The 21,138-nt window shown below is 70.4% G+C and carries 21 protein-coding genes and 1 pseudogene; 7 read left to right on the top strand and 15 right to left on the bottom strand.

Annotated elements, in window-relative coordinates; translation table 11 throughout:
• Positions 1-20: 20 nt before the first annotated feature.
• From ACH492_RS23180 to ACH492_RS23200, 5 genes are all read right to left on the bottom strand, one after another.
• Positions 21-1,091: an RNA ligase (ATP) gene (locus ACH492_RS23180; RefSeq protein ID WP_398989436.1), complete on the bottom strand. Its 1,071-nt coding sequence runs from the start codon at positions 1,089-1,091 to the stop codon at positions 21-23.
• A 14-nt stretch (positions 1,092-1,105) separates the two neighbouring features.
• Entirely contained in the window at positions 1,106-1,867 is a 762-nt protein-coding gene (locus ACH492_RS23185; protein WP_398989437.1) for a 3-keto-5-aminohexanoate cleavage protein, read from the bottom strand.
• Positions 1,868-1,984: 117 nt separating this feature from the next.
• The gene (locus tag ACH492_RS23190) at positions 1,985-2,596 is read right to left on the bottom strand and encodes a hypothetical protein (protein WP_398989439.1); all 612 of its coding nucleotides are present in this window, start codon (positions 2,594-2,596) and stop codon (positions 1,985-1,987) included.
• 763 nt (positions 2,597-3,359) lie between these two features.
• On the bottom strand, positions 3,360-4,658 hold the full coding sequence (locus ACH492_RS23195) for a serine-threonine protein kinase (protein ID WP_398989749.1): 1,299 nt from the start codon (positions 4,656-4,658) through the stop codon (positions 3,360-3,362).
• 197 nt (positions 4,659-4,855) lie between these two features.
• Positions 4,856-6,124, bottom strand: a complete 1,269-nt coding sequence (locus ACH492_RS23200) for an exo-beta-N-acetylmuramidase NamZ domain-containing protein (RefSeq protein ID WP_398989441.1) — start codon at positions 6,122-6,124, stop codon at positions 4,856-4,858.
• Positions 6,125-6,327: 203 nt separating this feature from the next.
• Here ACH492_RS23200 and ACH492_RS23205 point away from each other — a divergent pair, with 203 nt between their 5' ends.
• Genes ACH492_RS23205 through ACH492_RS23215 form a run of 3 tightly spaced genes read left to right on the top strand, consistent with a single transcriptional unit; the run spans position 6,328 to position 9,367 of the window.
• A complete protein-coding gene (locus ACH492_RS23205) occupies positions 6,328-7,092 on the top strand; it encodes an SDR family oxidoreductase (RefSeq protein WP_398989443.1) in 765 nt (254 codons plus the stop codon).
• Positions 7,071-8,741, top strand: a complete 1,671-nt coding sequence (locus tag ACH492_RS23210) for a class I adenylate-forming enzyme family protein (RefSeq protein WP_398989445.1) — start codon at positions 7,071-7,073, stop codon at positions 8,739-8,741. Before ACH492_RS23205 ends, ACH492_RS23210 begins: the two co-directional genes overlap by 22 nt.
• A 32-nt stretch (positions 8,742-8,773) precedes the next feature.
• Positions 8,774-9,367: a TetR/AcrR family transcriptional regulator gene (locus ACH492_RS23215; RefSeq protein ID WP_307664441.1), complete on the top strand. Its 594-nt coding sequence runs from the start codon at positions 8,774-8,776 to the stop codon at positions 9,365-9,367.
• 140 nt (positions 9,368-9,507) lie between these two features.
• Here the strand turns inward: ACH492_RS23215 and ACH492_RS23220 are convergent, their stop codons facing one another.
• From ACH492_RS23220 to ACH492_RS23250, 7 genes are all read right to left on the bottom strand, one after another.
• Complete coding sequence (locus ACH492_RS23220) at positions 9,508-10,722, bottom strand: acyl-CoA dehydrogenase family protein (RefSeq protein ID WP_398989447.1); 1,215 nt, start codon at positions 10,720-10,722, stop codon at positions 9,508-9,510.
• Between the two features lie 8 nt (positions 10,723-10,730).
• Positions 10,731-11,753 carry a phosphotransferase family protein gene (locus ACH492_RS23225; RefSeq protein WP_398989449.1) on the bottom strand — a complete coding sequence of 341 codons (1,023 nt, stop codon included), beginning with the start codon at positions 11,751-11,753 and terminating at the stop codon, positions 10,731-10,733.
• Positions 11,754-12,001: 248 nt separating this feature from the next.
• A complete protein-coding gene (locus tag ACH492_RS23230; RefSeq protein WP_398989451.1) occupies positions 12,002-12,913 on the bottom strand; it encodes an MBL fold metallo-hydrolase in 912 nt (303 codons plus the stop codon).
• 90 nt (positions 12,914-13,003) lie between these two features.
• Complete coding sequence (locus tag ACH492_RS23235) at positions 13,004-13,300, bottom strand: hypothetical protein (protein ID WP_398989453.1); 297 nt, start codon at positions 13,298-13,300, stop codon at positions 13,004-13,006.
• Positions 13,301-13,370: 70 nt separating this feature from the next.
• Positions 13,371-13,688, bottom strand: a complete 318-nt coding sequence (locus tag ACH492_RS23240; RefSeq protein ID WP_398989455.1) for a DUF202 domain-containing protein — start codon at positions 13,686-13,688, stop codon at positions 13,371-13,373.
• A complete protein-coding gene (locus ACH492_RS23245) occupies positions 13,685-14,083 on the bottom strand; it encodes a YidH family protein (protein ID WP_307664447.1) in 399 nt (132 codons plus the stop codon). Before ACH492_RS23245 ends, ACH492_RS23240 begins: the two co-directional genes overlap by 4 nt.
• 48 nt (positions 14,084-14,131) lie before the next feature.
• Positions 14,132-14,641 (bottom strand): NUDIX hydrolase, encoded by a 510-nt coding sequence (locus ACH492_RS23250; RefSeq protein ID WP_398989457.1) that lies wholly within the window; start codon positions 14,639-14,641, stop codon positions 14,132-14,134.
• A gap of 96 nt (positions 14,642-14,737) precedes the next feature.
• On the opposite strand from ACH492_RS23250, the gene ACH492_RS23255 reads away from it, so the two are divergent.
• Entirely contained in the window at positions 14,738-16,393 is a 1,656-nt protein-coding gene (locus ACH492_RS23255; RefSeq protein WP_398989459.1) for an FAD-binding dehydrogenase, read from the top strand.
• 222 nt (positions 16,394-16,615) lie between these two features.
• Here ACH492_RS23255 and ACH492_RS23260 read toward each other — a convergent pair whose 3' ends face one another.
• Entirely contained in the window at positions 16,616-17,038 is a 423-nt protein-coding gene (locus tag ACH492_RS23260) for an ASCH domain-containing protein (protein WP_398989461.1), read from the bottom strand.
• A gap of 145 nt (positions 17,039-17,183) precedes the next feature.
• Here ACH492_RS23260 and ACH492_RS23265 point away from each other — a divergent pair, with 145 nt between their 5' ends.
• Positions 17,184-17,849 carry a molybdopterin-dependent oxidoreductase gene (locus ACH492_RS23265; protein WP_307666043.1) on the top strand — a complete coding sequence of 222 codons (666 nt, stop codon included), beginning with the start codon at positions 17,184-17,186 and terminating at the stop codon, positions 17,847-17,849.
• The gene (locus ACH492_RS23270; protein ID WP_398989463.1) at positions 17,791-18,453 is read left to right on the top strand and encodes a cytochrome b/b6 domain-containing protein; all 663 of its coding nucleotides are present in this window, start codon (positions 17,791-17,793) and stop codon (positions 18,451-18,453) included. Before ACH492_RS23265 ends, ACH492_RS23270 begins: the two co-directional genes overlap by 59 nt.
• A 44-nt stretch (positions 18,454-18,497) precedes the next feature.
• On the opposite strand, the pseudogene ACH492_RS23275 reads toward ACH492_RS23270, so the two are convergent.
• Both ACH492_RS23275 and ACH492_RS23280 read right to left on the bottom strand, forming a co-directional pair.
• A pseudogene (locus tag ACH492_RS23275) lies at positions 18,498-18,791 on the bottom strand (gluconate transporter); the annotation flags it as partial.
• A gap of 72 nt (positions 18,792-18,863) precedes the next feature.
• Positions 18,864-19,379 (bottom strand): gluconokinase, encoded by a 516-nt coding sequence (locus tag ACH492_RS23280; RefSeq protein ID WP_398989465.1) that lies wholly within the window; start codon positions 19,377-19,379, stop codon positions 18,864-18,866.
• 277 nt (positions 19,380-19,656) lie between these two features.
• Between ACH492_RS23280 and ACH492_RS23285 the strand changes: the two genes are divergently transcribed.
• Positions 19,657-21,120 (top strand): amino acid permease, encoded by a 1,464-nt coding sequence (locus ACH492_RS23285; protein WP_398989467.1) that lies wholly within the window; start codon positions 19,657-19,659, stop codon positions 21,118-21,120.
• Positions 21,121-21,138: the final 18 nt, after the last annotated feature.

A 21,138-nucleotide genomic window follows, 5' to 3' on the forward strand; every position in this document is an offset into this window, starting at 1 on the left:
GCCCGCGCAGTCCGGCGGGCTCACTCGTACTCCGTGCCGCCCTTCCGGGTCAGATACGCGGGGCTCACTGCCTTCGCGATCGCCCTGCCGCCCACCACCGGGCTGTGGCGCTCCACGGCGGGGCGGATCACGACCCCCTCGCGCAGATGCAGCTCGCGCCCCGACACCGTCTCCCGGCCGCTCGCCAGCTCCAGCACCTTGCCGATGTCGTACGGACCCTCGTACAGCCGGGGCACCAGCGGCAGTTCGCCCTCCAGCAGCTCTGCCGGGTCCAGCCAGCGGATCTGGCCGGATATCTCCGCCGATACGTCGAAGACCGCGTAACCCAGCGCCTCGGAACGGGCGTTGGCCCCATAGCCCAGGTCCTGCACCCCCGCGCCGTACACCTCGCCGAAGAGCCCGACCCGGCTCGCTCCCAGCTTCTCGGCGAGGCGTGCCGCGATCGCCGGGACGTCATGGGCGAGTACCGCGCGCCAGTAGAGATTGCGCGGGTCCGCCGTGAGCGCGAGGCCCTTCGCGCCGAAGCCCTTCGACGACACCTGGACCTTCCCGCCGTCCGCGACGCTGTACGTCAGCAGGCAGGCCGAGCCGTGCAGCTTCTCGGTCAGGACCACCGGCTCGCCGGGCGTGAAGATGTCTGGGTAGCGCTGGATGTTCTCGATGTCGACCCATGGCAGCAGATCGGGCGCGGTCTCCACCTCCCCGTCCATCGTGGGCGGGATCGGTGGCGACCACTTGGTGATCGAGAGCAGCTCGGCGAAGTCCGTGCCGTCGGCGGCCGCCCGCAGCAGGTCGACATCCGCCAGCGCCCGCGGCCGGCACACGATGCCCTGCGACAGCTCGCCGCGCAGCCGCACCGCCTTGACCCGGTCCGAGGCCTTCCCGGCCAGCCGCCCGGTCAGCCCGAGTTCCTCGATCAACCCGGCCGGGAGCACGGCCTGTTCCGGGATGTAGACGGCCGCGTCACCACTGCGGTAAGCCCCCTTGGCGACGACCGCGCGGTACAGACCCACCTGGGCCAGCTCGAGCGCGTCGGCATTCGGGTGCTCGTGGACGGTCAGCAGTTCTGCGGTGACACGCAGCGTGGACATCGGCGTCTCCTCGGTTACGGACTTCCGCAACCACTGTGCGGGTCGCGGCCAACCCGCGGCCACCGAATATCCGCGACGTCCCGGGCCGCGCGCACCAGTTCGGCGTTGGTCGCGGCACGCCGCCCGTCCGGCAGGAAGAGCACATCCTCCAGGCCGATCCGGGTGTCCAGACCCCACTGCCGCGCGAGCCGGAGCACCGGCCACGCCCCGCCGTCCTCGCCGTGCAGCAGCAGCGGTATCCCATGGGCCGTGCCCAGCTCGGCAAGGAGCGAGCGCGCCGACTCCTCCGCCGTGCCGGGATCGGTGTCCACCACCTCGGCGAGCACCCGCCGCACACGCGGGGCCAGCGGGGACGCCAGAAAGCGCCGCGGTCCGTCGGTCCCCGACCACAGGCCCGCCTCCACGCCGACGCCGCGCTCCAGCAGGGCGGCCGCGACCAACTCCGCGCCCGGCTCGTGCCAGTTCACCGAGGCGTAGTCGGGCAGCACCGTCCAGGAGCGGACGCGCTCCACCCGGCGGTCGGGATCGGGCTCCGCCCAGGCGCCCGTGGTCACCCCGACGGGAACGTCCACCACGGCCCGTATCGCCATGAGCAACTCGGCCAGGGCGCGCGGCGACAGGGTGTCGTCGCCGCACGGCGTCTTGGGGTGCACATGCACCTCGGCGGCGCCGGCCGCGACGGCTTCCGCCGCCGACTCGGCCATCGCCCCGGGCGACAGCGGCACGGCGACGCCGTCACTGGCCGAACGGGGTCCGTTCACGCAGGCCTGAATCACGCCGTCGATGGTGCCAGCCGCCAATGACAACGCCAATGACAGCGCCACCGTCGATGCCACTGACAACGCCACTGACAACGCGGGGGCTCAGCGACTGGGTCGACGCCCCCGCGCGCCTCAGGCGACCGACGCCAGTTCCTTGCGCCCCGCCCGTTTGGCCGCGGCCATGGCCTCGGACGTCAGAACGGGCTGCGGCACGACAATGCCGCAGCCCGTGCACACCGGCCCGAACCACGGCTCGTTCGCCAGATCCTGCCGCCAAACGATGTGCGTCCCCCCGCACACCGGGCATGCCACTCCCGGTTCCGTCTCCAGTGCCGCTATCAGCCGCCGCAGCACCTCGTCGAGCGGCGCCGAAGGATGCGCGGTCGGCCTGTCGCAGCGCGCGACGCCGTTCCCGCCCCAGGTCCGCCGGTGCCAGTCGTCGATGGACGCCGGCCGCCGCAGCCCGTCGTGCTTCTCGCGCTTGCGGCGGTCCGCGAAACCCTCTTCGTACGCGAGCCAGACCGCCCGCGCCTGCTCCAGTTCCTCGAGCGCGGCCACCAGCCGCGCCGGATCGGGCGCACGGTCCTCGGGCTCGATGCTGTGCCTCGCGCACAGATGATCCCAGGTCGCCCGGTGCCCATAGGGGGCAAATCGCTCCAGGCATTTGCGCAGCGAATAGCGCCTGAGCGCCAGATCACACCGCGCGTCGCGCACCTGTCTCGCAAGACTCCGGAAACCGGCCATCGCCCTGCCACCTCCGTCGCTCGTACATCGGCGTCATGGAATGGACGTACGTGTGCCCGATCCGGCTCCATCGAAAATTCGATGGCGGCCATCAGCCGGATTTCGCCCATGGTGCCGGGCGTGGCGAGGAGAGGTTCGATCTTCATTTCGTCGGCGTGACCAGGCGCAACGCACGTCATCCGCCCTGACCGCACGCCAGTTGACGAAAACGGACAGCGGTGTCGTGATTCGGAAAAGGTGACGCATGCTCACCTTACTCGCGAGCCTTACCGTCAGTAACGTCCCGCGCATCGGCCTCCCCGAGGAGCATCCATGCGACGACGCACGGGAAGACTCAAAACTGCCCCTGCCGCCGCGGTGTTCGCGTTCGCCGCCGGTCTGCCGGTCTGCCGGTCTGCCGGTCCGCCTGCCGCAGGCCGCGGCCGCCAACACCGCAGCCCCCACCGCAACCGCAGCCGACGGCGACCTTTGCTCGCACAGGTACACCCACCGGGCGCCGTGCGCCTCATGGACGCCTGGTGGCCACTGATGATCGAGGCCGAGTTCAAACCGGGGCTCGGCGGCGACCCCCGAGGTCTACCCCGCCGACGACAGCTGCAAGGCCGGGGAACAGTGGTGCTCGGACGCGATCATCCACCGTGCGCTCGGCGGCATCACCCACCCGGCTATCAGCCGGCAGAACCGGCCGACGTATCAGCAGGTCGTCGAATTCCCGTCCCACAGGTGACAACAGCCATGGGCCGCAGGGGCGTTGAGTGGCGACTCAGCGCCCGACGCGGCCCGCGGCCAGCACCACCCGGGCCAGCTCCTCATGGCAGATGTCGCTGTGCGCACCCGACGGCGGCCCGCCGCGCCGCACCACCGACGCCGTGTCCACACTGACGCACCCCGAGCCGGGAATGCCCTGCCGCAGCGCCTCCTCCAGGGTGAGCCGGACCAGCGGCCGGACGGCCTGGATGCCGTTGTGCCCCATCGCCCACCAGCGTTTGTCGAGCCCGACCGCACTCGCGTCGTCCCCGGCCAGGCTCGACGCCAGCGGATAGATCACCCCGAGCGCACTGTCGTGCCGTGAATAGCAGGCCACCACGGGACCGTCGACCCGCTGCTCCATGGCGCGCAGAGCTCCGCCGCTGTGCGTCGAGTGCGGCAGGCTCTGCGCGAACGCATAGTGCGAGAACGCTCCCTGAAGGAGCGTCAGCGACTTCACGTTGCGTACCCCGTCGGGCAGTCCGCGCAGCGCGAACGACACCAGCCGCGCCCCCTGGCTGTGGCCGACCAGATGCACCCGCACATCGGGGGACGACCGGGCCAGCTGTCCGAGCAGCGGTCCCAGGCCCAGCTCGCCGACCGTCCCGGAGCGCCGCTTCATCGCGTAGTACGTCGTCTGTCGCAGCAGCTCCTTCGCGCCCTTCCACACCTTCTTGAGCCCGTCACCGAAGGAGAAGGACGAGAGGGCGGGCTCCTTCTCGGTCACCTCACCGGTCTCCTCCAGCGCCAGCGCGAACCTCCGGCACATCGTCAGGGCGTCCTCGTACAGCACGGCGGGCGGGCCCTGCTCGTCATACGGCAGATCCTCGCTGAAGCAGGCCTCCAGACCGCCGTGCGGTGCCTCGGCCAACTGCCGTGCCAGTGCGCCGAACTCCGCGAACGCCTCCTCGGACTCGGGCTGTTCGTCGAGCAGTTGGGCCAGCCGCGCCACTGTCCCGTTGTGTCCGGGGAACAGCTCGACCAGAGCGTCCCGCGTCGCCTTGTCGAGACCGGAGCCCGGCAGCGGGCCGGCGGCCGACGGCTGGAAGTCGGGGATCGGCTCGTCCGTGAACCTCATGGACGGCCATACGACGCCCGCATATCCGAGCCGCACCTCGGGAGTGGCCGCCAGCAGCCCCGGGAACGGCGCGAAGAAGGCCGAGTACAGCCGGTTCGCGATGGCGGGCGAGTTGTTCCATCCATGCGCGAACATGACCAGATCGGTGACGTCCATTTCGGCCAGTCGCTCGCGCTGCGCGGTGTCGACGTCGCCGTCCTTGTCGAAGGTGATTTCCCGGTACGGATGCACACTCATCTGCGGCATGGCCCGCCCCTCCCCGTTGTCCCCGTTTCAGCCCCTTGTGCCACAGCATCCTGCGCAAGGGGAGAGACGGCCATACCTGTGACGGCAGTCGGCCGCGCTCGGTCGCGGCCGGTCCCGGACGGTCAGACTCGGTCAGCGGCGCGGACCCGGGCAGGCCCCCGTGCCCCGTCGGTACCGCAGAAACCTCTTCAGTACCACAGATACCTTTTCCGTACGGCCCGGAACGCGGCCAGCTCGTCCCGCCACGCGCCCACCACCTCGTCCGTCCCCGCCCCCGCGTCGATCATCGTGCGGACCTTCGCCGAGCCCGTCAGCTTGTCGACCCAGTTGTCCGGCCGCCAGGCGAAGCCGCTCCATGTCCGCTTCGCCGTCACCAGGAGGGCGACGCCCGTGCGCACCGGGTCGTACGACTCCCGGTCGTGGACGTGCAGTTGAACCCCGCCGACGGTCTTGCCCTGGAACTTGGAGAACGTCGGCGCGAAGTACGCCTCGCGGAAGTGGACGCCCGGCAGCTCCAGGGCGTTCGCAGCCTGCGCCCAGCGGCGGTCGATGCCCTCCGCGCCCAGCAGTTCGAACGGACGCGTCGTGCCGCGCCCCTCCGAGAGGTTCGTGCCCTCGAAGAGGCAGGTGCCCGAGTACACCAGCGCGGTGTCCGGCGTCGGCATGTTGGGGCTCGGCGGCACCCACGGCAGGCCCGTCGCGTCGAAGAAGTCCGACCGACGCCAGCCCGACATCCGCACCGTCTCCAGCTCCACGGGCCGCGTCAGGAATTCGCCGTTGAACAGCAGTGCCAGCTCGGTGACCGTCATGCCGTGCGCCTGCGCGATCGGCTCGCGGCCCACGAAGGTCGCGAAGGCCTTGTCCAGTACGGGACCGAGCGCGGCCCGCCCGGTCACCGGGTTCGGCCGGTCCAGCACCACGAAGCGCTTGCCCGCCAGCTCGGCCGCCTGCATGCAGTCGTAGAGCGTCCAGATGTACGTGTAGAAGCGCGCGCCGGCGTCCTGGATGTCGAAGACGATCGTCTGCACGCCCGAAGCGGTGAAGATGTCGGCGAGCGGCTGCCCGCTCTTGAGATACGTGTCGTACACGGGCAGCCCGGTGGCCGGGTCGTCGTAGCGGCCCTCGGAGCCGCCCGCCTGGGCCGTGCCGCGGAAACCGTGCTCCGGGCCGAAGACGGCGACCAGGTTCACCCGGTCGTCCGGGTGCATCACGTCCACGATGTGCCGCGCGTCCCGGGTGATCCCGGTCGGGTTGGTGACCACTCCGACCCGCTCGCCGGACAGTAGGCGGTAGCCGTCGGCGGCCAGCCGGTCGAAGCCGGTGCGGACCCGGCCGCGGCCCGCGTGGGCGGAGGCGGGCGATGCGGTCGCGGCTCCCACCGCGCCGGAGGCGGCGACCGCTCCGGCGGCAGTCACCGCGCCGCCGGCGGCCAGCAAACCCCGTCTGGACAGGCTCATCGGGTTACCTCCGCGATCGCTGTCTGTCATGGCCACGCACGCTAGCGCGCACGGCGGGCGCGGGGAACGACCCCGGAGCCCACGGTCCGCGTCCGGCACCCCGGCCCGGCATCGACGGTACCCGCCCCTGCCTGCCCCTTCCCCCACTACATACCGACTGGTTAGTCTGCACGGGTGGTCGGCACGCAGAGAGGCGGAGCTTGATGAGTTCGATGCAGGGCGCTGGAGTGGTGGTCACGGGCGCGGGCGGCGGCATTGGCGCCGCACTGGCCCGCCGGTTCGCGGCGGAGGGCGCCCGCGTCGTGGTCAACGATATCGATCCCACGAGGACCAAGGCGGTCGCCGACGAGATCGGCGCGACCGCGGTGCCCGGCGACGCCTCCGAGATCGTGGCGGCGGCCCGTGACGCACTGGACGGCACCGTCGACGTCTACTGCGCCAATGCGGGTCTCGCCTCGCCCGGTGACGCCTTCGCCGACGAGGAAGTCTGGGCCGCAGCCTGGGACGTCAATGTCATGGCGCACGTCCGCGCCGCCCGCACCCTGCTGCCCGACTGGCTGGAGCGCGGCAGCGGCCGTTTCATCTCCACCGTCTCCGCCGCCGGGCTGCTCACCATGGTGGGCGCGGCCCCGTACAGCGTCTCCAAGCACGGCGCGTACGCCTTCGCCGAGTGGCTCTCCCTCACCTACGGCCACCGCGGCCTCAAGGTGCACGCCATCTGCCCGCAGGGCGTGCGTACGGACATGCTCACCGCGGCCGGATCGGCGGGCGAACTGGTCCTCGGGCCGACCGCGATCGAGCCCGAGGACGTCGCCGACGCGCTCTTCGAGGGCATCGAGGCCGACCGCTTCCTGATCCTGCCGCACCCCGAGGTCGCCGGGTACTACCAGGCCCGCGCCGCCACTCCCGACCGCTGGCTGGCCGGTATGAGCCACATCCAGCAGAAGTGGGAAGGGACGGTCCGGTGACCTCGATCTACGCCGCCAAGCCGTGGCTCTCCCAGCTCACTGACGCCCAGCGCGCCGACATCACCCCGCCGGCGACCGTCGTGCACTCCTTCCGTGCCGCCGTCGACCGGGCCCCCGAGCACACCGCCCTCGCCTACTTCGACGGGCGGCTGAGCTACCGCGAGACCGACGAGCTCTCCGACTCCGTCGCGGGCCATCTCGCCGAGCGAGGCATCCAGCGCGGCGACCGCGTGGCGATCATGCTCCAGAACACGCCGCACTTCGTGATCGCGCTGCTCGGTGCCTGGAAGGCCGGAGCCACCGTCGTACCGCTCAACCCGATGTACAAGTCGGCCGAGGTCGCGCACGTACTGAGCGACGCCGAGGTCACCGCGCTGATCTGCACGGACCGCGCCTGGCAGGGGTATCTGCGGGACAGCGCCGCCGAGGCGTCCGTACGCATCGCCCTCACCGCCTGCGAACTGGACCTGCAGAGCCGCGACGACGCCCGCGTCCTCGGCTTCGAGCGGCTCGCGCCGCCGGACGACGCCGACGACCTGGTGACGGTGGCCCGGCAGGGTCTCGCCGCGCCTCAGGATCGTGAACTCACCTCCGCCGACGTGGCGTTGATCAGCTACACCTCCGGCACCAGTGGCACCCCCAAGGGCGCCATGAACCTGCACCGAGGCATCGTCCACAACGCCGAGCGTCAGCGCACCGGCCATCCCGTCCCCGAGGGTGCCTGCTACTTCGCGCTCGCGCCCCTCTTCCACATCACCGGCATGGTCTGCGAGCTCGCCGCCTGCATCGCCAACGCCGGCACCCTCGCCCTCGCCTACCGCTTCGACGCGGGCGTCGTCCTCGACGCCTTCGCCGAGCACCGGCCCGCTTACACCGTCGGCCCCTCCACCGCCTTCATGGCGCTCGCGGCGCACCCCTCGGCCACCCGCGAGCACTTCGACTCGTTCCAGGTGATCTCCTCCGGAGGGGCCCCGGTGCCGCCCGCACTGGTCGAGAAGTTCCGTGCGGGCTTCGGCCCCTACCTCCGCAACGGCTACGGCCTCACCGAGTGCACCGCGCCCTGCGCCGCCGTGCCACCGGAGAAGGAGGCCCCCGTCGACCCGGCCTCCGGCACCCTCTCCGTCGGCCTGCCGGGACCGGACACGCTGGTGCGGATCGTCGACGAGAAGGGCCAGGACGTGCCCTTCGGCGAGCCCGGCGAGATCACCGTCAGCGGTCCCCAGGTGGTGCCCGGCTACTGGCGGCTGCCCGACGCCACCGCCGAGGCGTTCCCGGACGGCGAGCTGCGCACGGGCGACATCGGCTTCATGGACGCGGACGGCTGGCTCTATGTCGTCGACCGCAAGAAGGACATGATCAACGCGTCCGGCTTCAAGGTCTGGCCGCGCGAGGTCGAGGACGTCCTGTACACCCACCCGGCAGTCCGCGAGGCGGCCGTGGTCGGCATACCCGACGAGTACCGCGGCGAGACGGTCAAGGCGTATGTGAGTCTGCGCCCGGGGGCCGCCGCCGAACCGGCTGAGATCTCGGCGTACTGTGCGGAGCGACTGGCGGCGTACAAATACCCGCGCGAAGTCGAGATCCTGCCGGAGCTGCCGAAGACCACAAGTGGGAAGATCCTCAGGCGGGAACTGCGTTTCCCCGGGTGAACCAAGGAACTGACGAGAGGCGGGTGGCGGCAATGGCCAGGACGACGGACGGGGACGGCACCCCCGTCCCGCAGAGGCTGCTGGCCGCCGCCACCCGGCTCTTCGCCGAGCGAGGATATGACCGCACCTCGGTCCAGGAGATCGTCGAGGCGGCCGGCGTCACCAAGGGCGCGCTGTACCACTACTTCGGCTCCAAGGAAGACCTGCTCCAGGAGGTCTACGCGCGGATGCTGCGGCTCCAGCAGGAGCGGCTCGACGCGTTCGCGGACGCCGACGAGCCGGTCGAGCGGCGGCTGCGCGGCGCGGCAGCCGATGTGGTCGTCACGACCATCGACAACCTCGACGACGCCGCGATCTTCTTCCGCTCCATGCACCATCTGAGCCCGGAGAAGCACAAGCAAGTGCGCGCCGAGCGCCGCCGCTACCACGAGCGGTTCCGCGCGCTGGTCGAAGAGGGCCAGCAGAGCGGGGTCTTCTCCTCGGCCACTCCCGCGGACCTGGTGGTGGACTACCACTTCGGGTCGGTCCACCACCTGTCGACCTGGTACCGGCCGGACGGCCCGCTGACCCCGCAACAGGTGGCGGACCACTTGGCGGACATGCTGCTGCGGGCGCTGCGGCCGTAGCCGGGGCTCCGCCCCGGACCCCCGCGCCTCAATCTCCCCCTACGCCCGGAGGGCGTGGGGGGATCCCCAGAAGGGCGTACGGGTCTGGGGCGGAGCCCGGGTTCGGGAAGGGGCGGGGTGGGGAAAAGCCCCCGGCCGAGCTAGAGGTACTTGCGCAACTCGCGCCGCGCCAGCGACCGCTGGTGCACCTCGTCCGGACCGTCCGCCAGCTTCAGCGTCCGCGCCGCCGACCACAGTTCCGCCAGCGGGAAGTCCTGGCTGACACCGCCCGCGCCGTGCACCTGCACCGCCTTGTCGAGGATTTCCACGACCGCACGCGGAGTGGCGATCTTGATCGCCTGGATCTCGGTGTGCGCACCGCGGTTGCCGACCGTGTCCATCAGCCAGGCCGTCTTCAGCACAAGCAGCCGCAGCTGCTCCACCGTGACCCGGGCGTCCGCGATCCAGTTCTGTACAACACCCTGCTGGGCGATCGGCTTGCCGAATGCCTCACGGGACACGGCCCGCTTGCACATCAGCTCAATGGCCCGCTCGGCCATACCGATCAGCCGCATGCAGTGGTGGATGCGGCCCGGCCCGAGGCGCGCCTGGGCGATGGCGAAGCCGCCGCCCTCCTCGCCGATGAGGTTCGACGCAGGCACCCGGACATTGTCGAAGACGACTTCCGCGTGGCCGCCGTGCGAGTGGTCCTCGTAGCCGTACACCTGCATGGCGCGACGGACCTCCAGGCCCGGGGCGTCACGGGGCACAAGGATCATCGACTGCTGGCGGCGGATGTCCGCGCCATCCGGGTCGGTCTTGCCCATCACGATGAAGATCTTGCAGTCGGGGTTCATCGCCCCGGAGATGTACCACTTGCGGCCGTTGATGACGTAGTCGTCGCCGTCCCGCTCGATCCGCGTCTGGATGTTCGTCGCGTCCGACGAGGCGACCTCCGGTTCGGTCATCGCGAAGGCGGACCGGATCTCGCCGGCGAGCAGCGGCTCCAGCCACTGCTTCTTCTGCTCGTCGGTGGCGAACTGCGTGAGCACCTCCATGTTCCCGGTGTCGGGGGCGGCGCAGTTCAGTGCCGTGGGTGCCAAGTGCGGGCTGTGGCCGGTGATTTCGGCCAGCGGCGCGTACTGGAGATTGGTCAGCCCCGCCCCGTACTCCCTGTCCGGCAGGAAGAGGTTCCACAGGCCCTGCTTGCGTGCCTCGGCCTTGAGCTCATCGAAGATCGCCGGGGTGTCCCACGGTGAGGCCAGCTTCGCGCGCTGCCCGTGCTCGATCGCCTCGGCGGGGTAGATGTGCTCGTCCATGAAGGCGAGCAGCTTGGCCCGCAGCTCCTCGGTGCGCGCATCGAATGCGAAGTCCATGGGTGCACTCAGCCTTCCTGGAGGGTGGTGATGCCGTGCTCGATGAAGAGGGGCACGAGATCGCCGATCCGGTCGAAGCCGGAGCCGACGGTCTGGCCGAGGGTGTAGCGGTAGTGGATGCCCTCGAGGATCACGGCGAGCTTGAACCAGGCGAAGGCCGTGTACCAGGCGATGGCGGAGGTGTCGCGGCCGGACCGGGCGGCGTATCGCTCGATCAGCTCGGCCGGCTCCGGGTGGCCGGCCGCGCCCGCGGTGGTGCTGACGGGGGAGTCGGGCAGCTCCAGCTTGACGCTGTACATGGCCAGCAGCCCGAGGTCGGTCAGCGGATCGCCGAGCGTCGACATCTCCCAGTCGAGGATCGCCTTGATGCGGTCGTCCGGGCCGACCAGGACGTTGTCCAGTCGGTAGTCGCCGTGGATGACCGTGGGCGCGGGGGACGCGGGCAGTTCGCGGCCGAGCGCGGCGTGCAGCTCGTCGATACCGGCCAGTTCGCGGTTGCGGGAGGCGTCCAGCTGCTTGCCCCAGCGACGCAGCTGCCGGTCGAGGAAGCCCTCGGGCCGGCCGAAGTCGCCCAGGCCGACCGACTCCGGGTCCACGGCATGCAGTTCTACGAGGGTGTCGACCAGGCCGAGGAGCGCGTCCCTGGTGCGCTCGGGGCCGAGCTGGGCCAGCTCCTCGGCGGTGCGGTACGGAGTGCCGTCCACGAACTCCATGACGTAGAACGGCGATCCGATCACCGACACGTCCTCGCACAGCACCACCGGCTCGGGCACCGGCACGGCGGTCGGGTGCAGCGCGCTGATCACCCGGTGCTCGCGCTTCATGTCGTGCGCGGTGGCCAGTACGTGCCCGAGCGGGGGCCGGCGGACCACCCAGCGGCCGGTGCCGTCGGTGACGGAGTACGTGAGATTGGAGCGGCCGCCCTGGATCAGCCGGACGCTGAGCGGTCCGCTCACCAGGCCCGGCCGCTCGCGGTCGAGATAACCGCGCAGCTGCTCGGGATCGAGGCCTGGCGGCGGGACTGAGCTCATTGGGGGCACCTCCGGGGGGCGGGTGGAACCGGTCTCGCTCATGATGACCGACCAGTCGGTATGTAGTCCAGTGCGCGGCCGGAACCCAGGCGAGGATCACAGGCGGGACGCCACTCGGGCGTGGCGGCAGGAGCCCGGCGGGGCAGGACTCAGGCGTGGCAGGCAGGACGCCGGCGGGGCAGGGCCCCGGCGGGGCAGGGCCCCGGCGGGAGGACCCCGGAGGTACAGGACCCCCGCCGGGGCAGGACTCAGGCGTGGCAGGCCACGGGAACTCCGCCGTTCATCTCGGCCATGTCGCCGAACACTGCGGCGGCGTCCAGCGGCGAGCCCTCCGGCCTTCCGTCCAGCTCCGCGTACGCCCGGTGCAGGTTCGCCACCAGTCGTTCGCTCTCCCGCAGTTCGGCGAAGACCCCGAGGTCCGCCTCGCGCGCCGTCTCCAGAGGAGTGAGTCCCTCGGCGTGCCCCTGCTGGGCCAGCTCGGCGACGTACCGCAGATATCGCTCCGTGGCGTCGTACGCGGACGGGTCGGTGATCGGGCCGTGGCCGGGCACCACCGTCGTCGCGTCCAGCGAGCGCAGCACGTCCAGCGCCCGCAGCGACCCGCTCAGCGAGCCCATCGGGATGAACGGCGTGCCGCCCTGGAAGATCAGGTCCCCGGTGAAGACCACCCGCTGTCCCGGCAGATGCACGATCGTGTCACCGGGGGTGTGCGCCACGCCGCCGGGGTGGATGAGGCGCACCTCGACGTCCGAGACATGGACGGTGAGCCGGTCGTTGTACGTCATGGTGGGGGCGGTGATCGTGATGTTGCCGAAGTCGGTCTGCGGCCACAGGAGATGGAGCTGGTGCCCGGCCGCGAGCACTTCGCTGCGGCAGGAGTCGTGCCCGATCACAACGGCTTCGGGGAATACGCCGTTGCCGTAGGTGTGGTCGCCGTGGTGGTGCGTATTGACGACGGTGCGCGGCAGCGGCAGGCCCGCCCCGAGGATCGCTTCACGCAGCGCCCGCGCGCGCCGCTCGGTGGCGGCGGTGTCCACGAGGAGGGTCGATTCCCCGTCGCTGACGAATCCCGCGTTGTTGAGACACCAGCCGCCGTCCGGCTGGAGGTAGGCGTGCACTTCTGGTGTGAGCTGGACGGTGTACGGATCTGTCGCGGACAACTGCGCTCCCCCGAGTCAAGGCCGAACCGGTCAGGAGGAGACTGTCAGTCGGGCAGGTCCGGGGGAAGTCGGACGAGTCGGCCTCTCGGCTCAGTGGTCGTCCCAGTGCCCGTCGTGCTTTGCGTGCCGGTGTCCGTCGTGGGCGTAGTCGACATGGTCGCCGTGTTCCATGGCGGGGTGGCCGCAGTGGGGTCCGTGCTCGTGGGCGTGCCCGCTGTGCGAGACGTGCTCGCCGGGCTCGCACTCGTCCCAGTGGCCGGAGTGCGCCTTGTGGAGGTGGCCGTCGTGCGCGTAGTCGACGTGATCGCCGTGCGCGATCTCGGGATGCCCGCAGGTCGGTCCGTGATTGTGCTCGTGCGTGGGGTGTTCTTGGTGGGGAACCGCCATGATGCTCACCTTTGATGCGATTCACAGCATTTGTCGCTGTCCAGGCTAGTCTTCGACGCTCTGCCTGTCGTCACACCACCATCGCGACGGCGAACCCGGCCAGCGCGACCGTACAGGCCACGGCCGTCAGCGCCGTCCGCGCCGACAGGGCCTGCGGCCTGGGCCGGGCGCCCAGCGCGTGCACCCGTCGGTGGGCCACCCGCAGAAAGCCCAGCCAGACCAGAGCGCTGAGCGCCACCGCGACGAACCCGGCCGCGCTCAGATCGCCGCCCGCCACCTGCCGGGCCGCGAGCACGGCGGCCACGGTGAATGTCAGCGTGGTCCTGCGCCACGCCAGTCGGGTCCGCTCGGGCTGCAGCCCAGGATCCCGCTCCGGTACGGCCGTCAACGGCCGCCCTCCCAGCCGAACAGCACGACCACAACCATCGCCACCGCCACGACGGCCACCACGACACTCAGCAGGACCGGGAACCGGGACACGGGCAGATCCTCACCCCGCCGCATGGCGCGCTCGCAGCGCACCCAGTGATTGACGGCCCGCAGCGCGCACAGCACTCCGGCGCCGAGCAGCCCGAGCGCCATGCCTGCCCGCACTCCCCAGGGCAGGTCCGGCAGGAACTGATCGACGGCGAACCCGCCGCCGATGAGCGCGAGCGCCGTACGCAGCCAGGCGAGGAAGGTCCGCTCATTGGCGAGCGAGAACCGGTAGTCGGGGGTCTCGCCCTCCTCACGCACCCGCCGGGGCGCGAACCACAGCCGCAGGCTCTGTCCGAAGTCGCTCACGCGTCGCACCCTACCTGCGGATTTGTCAGCGGCCCCGCGGTGCCCGACTCAACCCGCGCCGTGCGCTCGCAGCCGTTCGTACGCAGCGAGTCCGTCCGGCGTCCACTCCCACTCGGTGAGCTGCCGCTCCAGTTCCTCCGGCGGCAGGAAGTCGTACCAGGCGACCTCCTCGGCCTGCGGGTTCACCGGAAGCTCGCAGCGCACCTCGTACACAGCCGACCACCAGGTCTGATCGCCGCTCTCGTAGAGGAACTTGAACAGCGGTGCGGGCTGGGGGAGTCCGGAGACCCCCAGCTCCTCCTCGGCCTCGCGCAGCGCCGCCGCGTCGTAGCTCTCGCCCGCGCCGACGACGCCGCCCACGAACATGTCGTACAGCGAAGGGAAGACCAGCTTCGTCGGCGTACGACGATGGACGAAGATCCGGCCCTGCGCGTCCCTGACCAGGATGAACGCGCAGCGGTGGCGCATTCCGCGCGCGTACGCCTCGCCGCGGGGGGCCTGGCCGATCACCTCGTCCTGCTCGTCGACGATGTCCAGGATTTCGTCAGCGGGAGTCATGCTCCAATCCAATCACCGACGAACGGTTGACGAGTTACTGCCCCGTACAGAAGATCGGTCCCATCGCACTCCGGCCCCCCGACAAGGATGGAACCCATGGCGTACGACGCTGATGTGATCGTGATCGGGGCAGGTCTCGCGGGCCTGGTGGCCACTGCGGAGCTCGTCGACGCCGGGCGCAAGGTCATCCTGCTCGACCAGGAGCCGGAGCAGTCGATCGGCGGTCAGGCGCACTGGTCCTTCGGCGGACTGTTCTTCGTCGACTCGCCCGAGCAGCGCCGGATGCGGATAAAGGACAGCCGGGCCCTCGCGTTCCAGGACTGGCTCGGCACGGCGGGCTTCGACCGCGACGAGGACCGGTGGCCGCGCCAATGGGCCGAGGCGTACGTCGACTTCGCGTCCGGCGAGAAGCGGTCCTGGCTGCACGCGCAGGGGATGCGGTTCTTCCCGGTCGTCGGCTGGGCCGAGCGCGGCGGCTACGACGCCACCGGCCACGGCAACTCCGTACCGCGTTTCCACATCACCTGGGGGACGGGCCCCGGCGTCGTCGCCCCGTTCGAACGGCGCGTCCGGGAAGGGGTGGCGAGCGGCCTCGTCCAGCTGAAGTTCCGCCACCGCGTCACCGGCCTTAGCAGCAACGCCGGTGCGCTGGACACAGTGAGCGGCGAGGTCCTTGAGCCGTCCGACGCCGAGCGAGGCACAGCGAGCAGCCGCGAGGTCGCCGGAGCCTTCGAGTTCCGGGCCCAGGCGTTGATCGTCACCTCGGGCGGCATCGGCGGCAACCACGATCTCGTACGCGCCCAGTGGCCCGACCGGCTCGGCACCCCGCCCGACAAGATGCTCTCCGGGGTCCCCGCACACGTCGACGGGCTGATGCTCGGCATCGCGGAGCGGGCCGGCGCGAGCCACATCAACCGCGACCGGATGTGGCACTACACCGAAGGCATCGAGAACTGGAACCCGATCTGGGCTCGGCACGGCATCCGGATCCTGCCCGGCCCGTCGTCGCTCTGGCTGGACGCGCGCGGCAAGCGGCTGCCCGTCCCGCTCTTCCCCGGCTTCGACACCCTCGGCACACTCGAGCACATCATGAAGTCCGGCTACGGCTACACCTGGTTCGTGCTCGACCAGAAGATCATCGGCAAGGAGTTCGCGCTGTCGGGCTCCGAGCAGAACCCCGACCTGACGGGCAAGTCGATCCGCGATGTGATCGGGCGCGCCAGGGCGGAAGTGCCGGGACCGGTGAAGGCGTTCATGGACAACGGCGTGGACTTCGTCGTCGAGAAAGACCTCGCCGCTCTTGTACGGGGCATGAACGCGCTCACCGAGGAGCCGCTGATCGACGAGGCGGAGCTGCGGCGCGAGATCACCGCGCGGGACCGGGAGATCAAGAACCCGTTCACCAAGGACCTCCAGGTCACGGCCATCCGCGGGGCCCGCAAGTATCTGGGCGACAAGCTCATCCGCACGGCCACGCCGCACCGCATCCTCGACCCCAAGGCCGGACCGCTGATCGCCGTACGGCTGAACATCCTCACCCGCAAGTCACTCGGCGGTCTGGAGACGGACCTCTCGTCGCGGGTGCTGTCCGAGGACGGCGAGCCGCTGCCGGGGCTGTACGCGGCGGGCGAGGCGGCGGGGTTCGGCGGCGGGGGTGTGCATGGGTACCGCTCGTTGGAGGGGACGTTCCTGGGGGGCTGCATGTTCTCGGGGCGCGCGGCGGGCCGAGCGGCGGCGAAGGCGGTCGCCTAGCCCGGGCGCAGCACCTGCGGCGGCCTTTCCCCACCCCGCCCCTTCCCGTAACTGGGGCTCCGCCCCGGACCCGCGCCTCAAACTCCCCCAGACTTCGTCCGGGGGGACCCCCACGGGGCTGGATTTGCCCGGGCGGGCTTCAAGTTTCGTCCGGACGGGCGTGCGGGGTCTGGGGGTCCCCCAGTTCGGGAAGGGGCGGGTAGGGGAAAACCACCGGGCACCCTAGAACCGCTCCACCACCCGGAACCTCTCCGCCACCACCCGCGTCTCGTCGTCCACCACGAACCCCGGTTCCCCCAGCGCCTCCCGCATCTCATCCCCCTGCCAGAACGCCTCATGCCCCGCGCGCCACTCCGCCACCGACGCATACCCCTCGCCCTCGTCCAGCGCGTGCTGCAGATCGACCTCCCCGAGCCGCAGCACCCGTACCTCCGTCAGCTCGATCACCGCGACCTCCCGCCCGTCGGAGTCGATCAGCGCCGACCGCTCGCCGACCGGCGGCAGCTCCTCCTGCTCGGCCTCGTACTCCGCGAGGAGCCCCGTCGTCGAGACCTTCTGGCCGGACAGCACGGCGGCCACCAACTGGTCGCGCAGCGGCCCGGGGAAGGCGAGCAGATACGGCTTCAGCGGTTCACGGTTCTCCATGGAGCCAGCGTACGAAGTGTGACGGAAGTCTGACGCGCACCCGTTTTCCCTGGCGTCGGGCAGCCCCGAGTGTTCGAATCGAGGGGTGACCACACACCACCCCGACGCCGAGGGCGCCCCCGTCGGTCGCCGCTTGGTGCTCGGCATGCTCGGGCTCGGCGCGGCCGGCGTCGCGGGGGCTCCGTATCTGCAGCGCGGGCTCGAATCCCTCCTCGGCGCGGCCTCTGACAAGGACCCGACCGGGCTGACCGGGCTGCTGCCCAACGGCGGCGGCTTCCGCTACTACTCGGTCGCCTCCTCCGTGCCTCACAAGGACGAGCAGAGCTACCGGCTGACCGTCGACGGACTGGTCGACCGCCCCGCGACGTACACCCTCGACGCGCTGCGCAAGCTGCCGCAGACCCGCGTCGTACGCGATGTCCAGTGCGTCACCGGCTGGCGCGTCCCCGACACCCCCTTCTCGGGCGTCAGGCTGTCGCTGCTGCTGGACGCCGCCGGCGTACGCCCGCAGGGCAAGGCGATCCGCTTCACCTGCTTCGACGGCGCCTACAGCGAAAGCCTCACGCTCCCGCAGGCGCGCCGCGACGATGTGCTGGTCTGTCTGCAGATGCAGGACAAGCCGGTCAGCCACTCGCACGGCGGCCCGGTCCGGCTGTATGTCGCGCCGATGTACTTCTACAAGTCGGCGAAATGGCTCTCCGGGATCACCGTCACCTCCGACGTCCAGCCCGGCTACTGGGAGGAGCGGGGATATGACGTCGACGCCTGGGTCGGCCGGTCCAACGGCCGCAGCGACACCCCCACCGTCTGAACGGCCCGCGCGCGTACGGCGGTTCAGCCGCGCACAGCGTTGGGTGCACCGCACGACCGCTGCGCTGATGCTGCTGTGTGTGGCGACCGCCGCGGCCCTGTACGTACCGCAGATCGCCGAACTCGTCGGCCGCCGCTATCTGGTGGTCACCGTCCACGAGTGGTCGGGGCTCCTGCTCCCCGTGCCGTTCCTGCTCGGGCTCGGCTCGCGCGCCTTCCGGGCCGATCTGCGCAGGCTGAACCGCTTCGGGCGGCACGACCGGACCTGGCTGCGCGCGGTCAGGCGGCGCGACCACCGGCCCGAGTCCCGTCCCGCGGGCAAGTTCAACGCCGGGCAGAAGGTCTACTCGGCGTGGATCGCGGGAGCGGTTCTGGTGATGCTCGCGACCGGGCTGCTGATGTGGTTCACCTCGCTCGCGCCGTTGGTGTGGCGTACGAGCGCGACCTTTGTGCACGACTGGCTGTCGCTCGCCGTCGGCATCGTGCTCTTCGGACACATTGGAATGGCGCTCGCCGACCCGGAGGCACGGAGGGGTATGCGTACCGGGTCGGTCGAGCGCCCGTGGGCGGAGCGGGAGCACCCGCTGTGGTTGAAGGACGAGTAGTCCGGCGAGTAGCTACGTAGCCAAGTGGCTTCGTAGCCCGGTAGCTACAGGACGAGCGACAGCAGCAGGACGAAGCCGATGCCGACGACCGAGATGATGGTCTCCATCATCGACCAGGTCTTGATCGTCTGGCCGACCGTCATCCCGAAGTACTTCTTCACCAGCCAGAACCCGGCGTCGTTGACATGGCTGAAGAAGAGCGAGCCCGCGCCGATCGCCAGCACCAGCAGGGCCGCGTGCGAGGTCGACATGTCGGCCGCGAGCGGCGCGACAAGTCCGGCTGCGGAGATCGTCGCCACGGCCGCCGAGCCGGTCGCGAGCCGGATGGCCACCGCGAGCCGAAGTGATCGTTTCGGTGGCGTCCGCTGCCGGCGTCTCGACGCTGAGACTGGTCACGGTGGCTTCCTTGGCTATCGAGCGCTGTCGAGCCGGCGCAGCGCGGCGGCGGCCCGTTCGGTGATTTCTTCCGGGGTGCCGGACACTTCGACGGCGACGCCCGCCTCGTCGTCGCCCAGCGGCTGCAGCGTGGCGAACTGCGAGTCCAGCAGCGCGGGGGGCATGAAGTGGCCCTTGCGCTCCGACATCCGCTGCTCGATGAGCGCGCGGTCGCCGGTGAGGTGGAGGAAGACGGCCTCCGGTGCGGCGGCCCGCAGCCGGTCGCGGTAGCTCCGCTTGAGCGCGGAGCAGGAGACCACTCCGCCGAGGCCCGCCCGGCCGTGCGCCCACTGCCCTATGGCGTCGAGCCATGGCCACCGGTCCGCGTCGTCGAGCGGGATGCCGGCGGACATCTTGGCGATGTTCGCCGGGGGATGGAAATCGTCGCCCTCGGCGTACGGGACGCCCAGTGCGGCGGCGAGCAGGGGACCGATCGTGGTCTTGCCGGTGCCTGCCACGCCCATCACCACGACGACGTGGGGGGTGTTCATTACGTACCTCGCTGTCTTCGTCGACATCGGTGTCGACTTCCGGCCGTCGCGCTACTGAAGCCCATTAGGTATGACGTATTCAAGAGTCCCGGCGTGACCTTGGTTTACTGTGCCGTAACCTCTGAAACACCTCAGATCTATCCCTGCGTGACGTTGGCCACTGCCAAAATCGCAGGGTTGCCCTGAATATGTGCCGTCGGGCCATGCCACGGTGACGACCCCCCTCCGGCTTATGGCCGGGACCGACCACCGTCCCCTCACGAAGGCGAACAGCTCCATGACTGACCGCACCACGACTGCGGCCGACACGCTCGCCGCCGGGACACCGGCGACGAACTCCCCCCACGTGGACGCCGGCGACGCCGGTTACAGCAAGGACCTCAAGTCCCGCCACATCAACATGATCGCGATCGGCGGGGCGATAGGCACCGGCCTGTTCCTCGGCGCCGGTGGCCGGATGGCGGGCGCGGGCCCCTCCCTCGCCATCGCCTATGCCGTCTGCGGCGTCTTCGCATTCTTCGTCGTACGTGCGCTCGGCGAGCTGGTCCTCTACCGGCCGTCCTCGGGCGCCTTCGTCTCGTACGCGCGTGAGTTCATGGGGGAGAAGGGCGCCTTCGCGGCCGGCTGGCTCTACTTCCTCAACTGGTCGACCACCGCGATCGCCGACATCACAGCGGCCGCCACGTACGCCCACTTCTGGGCGATGTTCAGCGACATCCCGCAGTGGCTCCTCGCGCTGATCGCGCTCGCGGTCGTCCTGACCGCCAACCTCATCTCGGTGAAGTACTTCGGCGAGATGGAGTTCTGGTTCGCGATCATCAAGGTCGCCGCGCTGGTCGCCTTCATGCTCGTCGGCATCTACCTGGTGGTCACCCAGCACCCGGTCGACGGCCACACCCCCGGCTTCGCCACCATCACTGACAACGGCGGCATCTTCCCGATGGGCATGCTGCCGATGCTGCTGGTGATCCAGGGTGTCGTCTTCGCGTACGCCTCCGTCGAGCTGTGCGGCGTCACGGCGGGCGAGACCCAGAACCCCGAGAAGATCATGCCCAAGGCGATCAACTCGATCATGTGGCGCGTCGGTCTGTTCTACGTCGGCTCCGTGGTGCTGCTCGCGCTGATCCTCCCGTACACGGCGTACTCCGGGGACCAGAGCCCCTTCGTCACCGTCATGGACAAGCTCGGCGTCCCGGGCGCGGCCGGCGTGATGAACCTCGTGGTGCTGACCGCGGCCCTGTCCAGCCTGAACTCCGGGCTGTACTCCACCGGCCGCATCCTGCGCTCCATGGCACTGTCGGGCTCCGCGCCCAAGTTCACCGGCCGGATGAACAAGGGCCAGGTGCCCTACGGCGGCATCCTGCTGACCGCCGGCTTCGGAGTGCTGGGCGTCGGGCTCAACTACCTCATGCCCGGCCAGGCCTTCGAGATCGTGCTGAACTTCGCCTCGATCGGCATCCTCGGCACCTGGGGCATGATCATGCTCTGTTCGCTGCTGTTCTGGCACCGCTCGCAGGACGGCCGGGTCACCCGCCCCTCGTACCGACTGCCCTGGGCCCCATACACCCAGATCGTCACGCTGTTCTTCCTCGCCTCCGTGGCCTTCCTGATGTGGTGGGGCGGCGGCGTGGGCCGTACGACCGTGATGTGCCTGCCGCTGATCGCGGCGGCGCTGGTCGGCGGCTGGTTCGTCGTACGCGGCCGGGTGAACGCCCTCGCGGCGGAGCGCCAGGACGCCTGAGTGGCAGCAGTGGGCCGC

Source organism: Streptomyces sp. NPDC019443 (assembly GCF_044389785.1).
Taxonomy (GTDB): domain Bacteria; phylum Actinomycetota; class Actinomycetes; order Streptomycetales; family Streptomycetaceae; genus Streptomyces.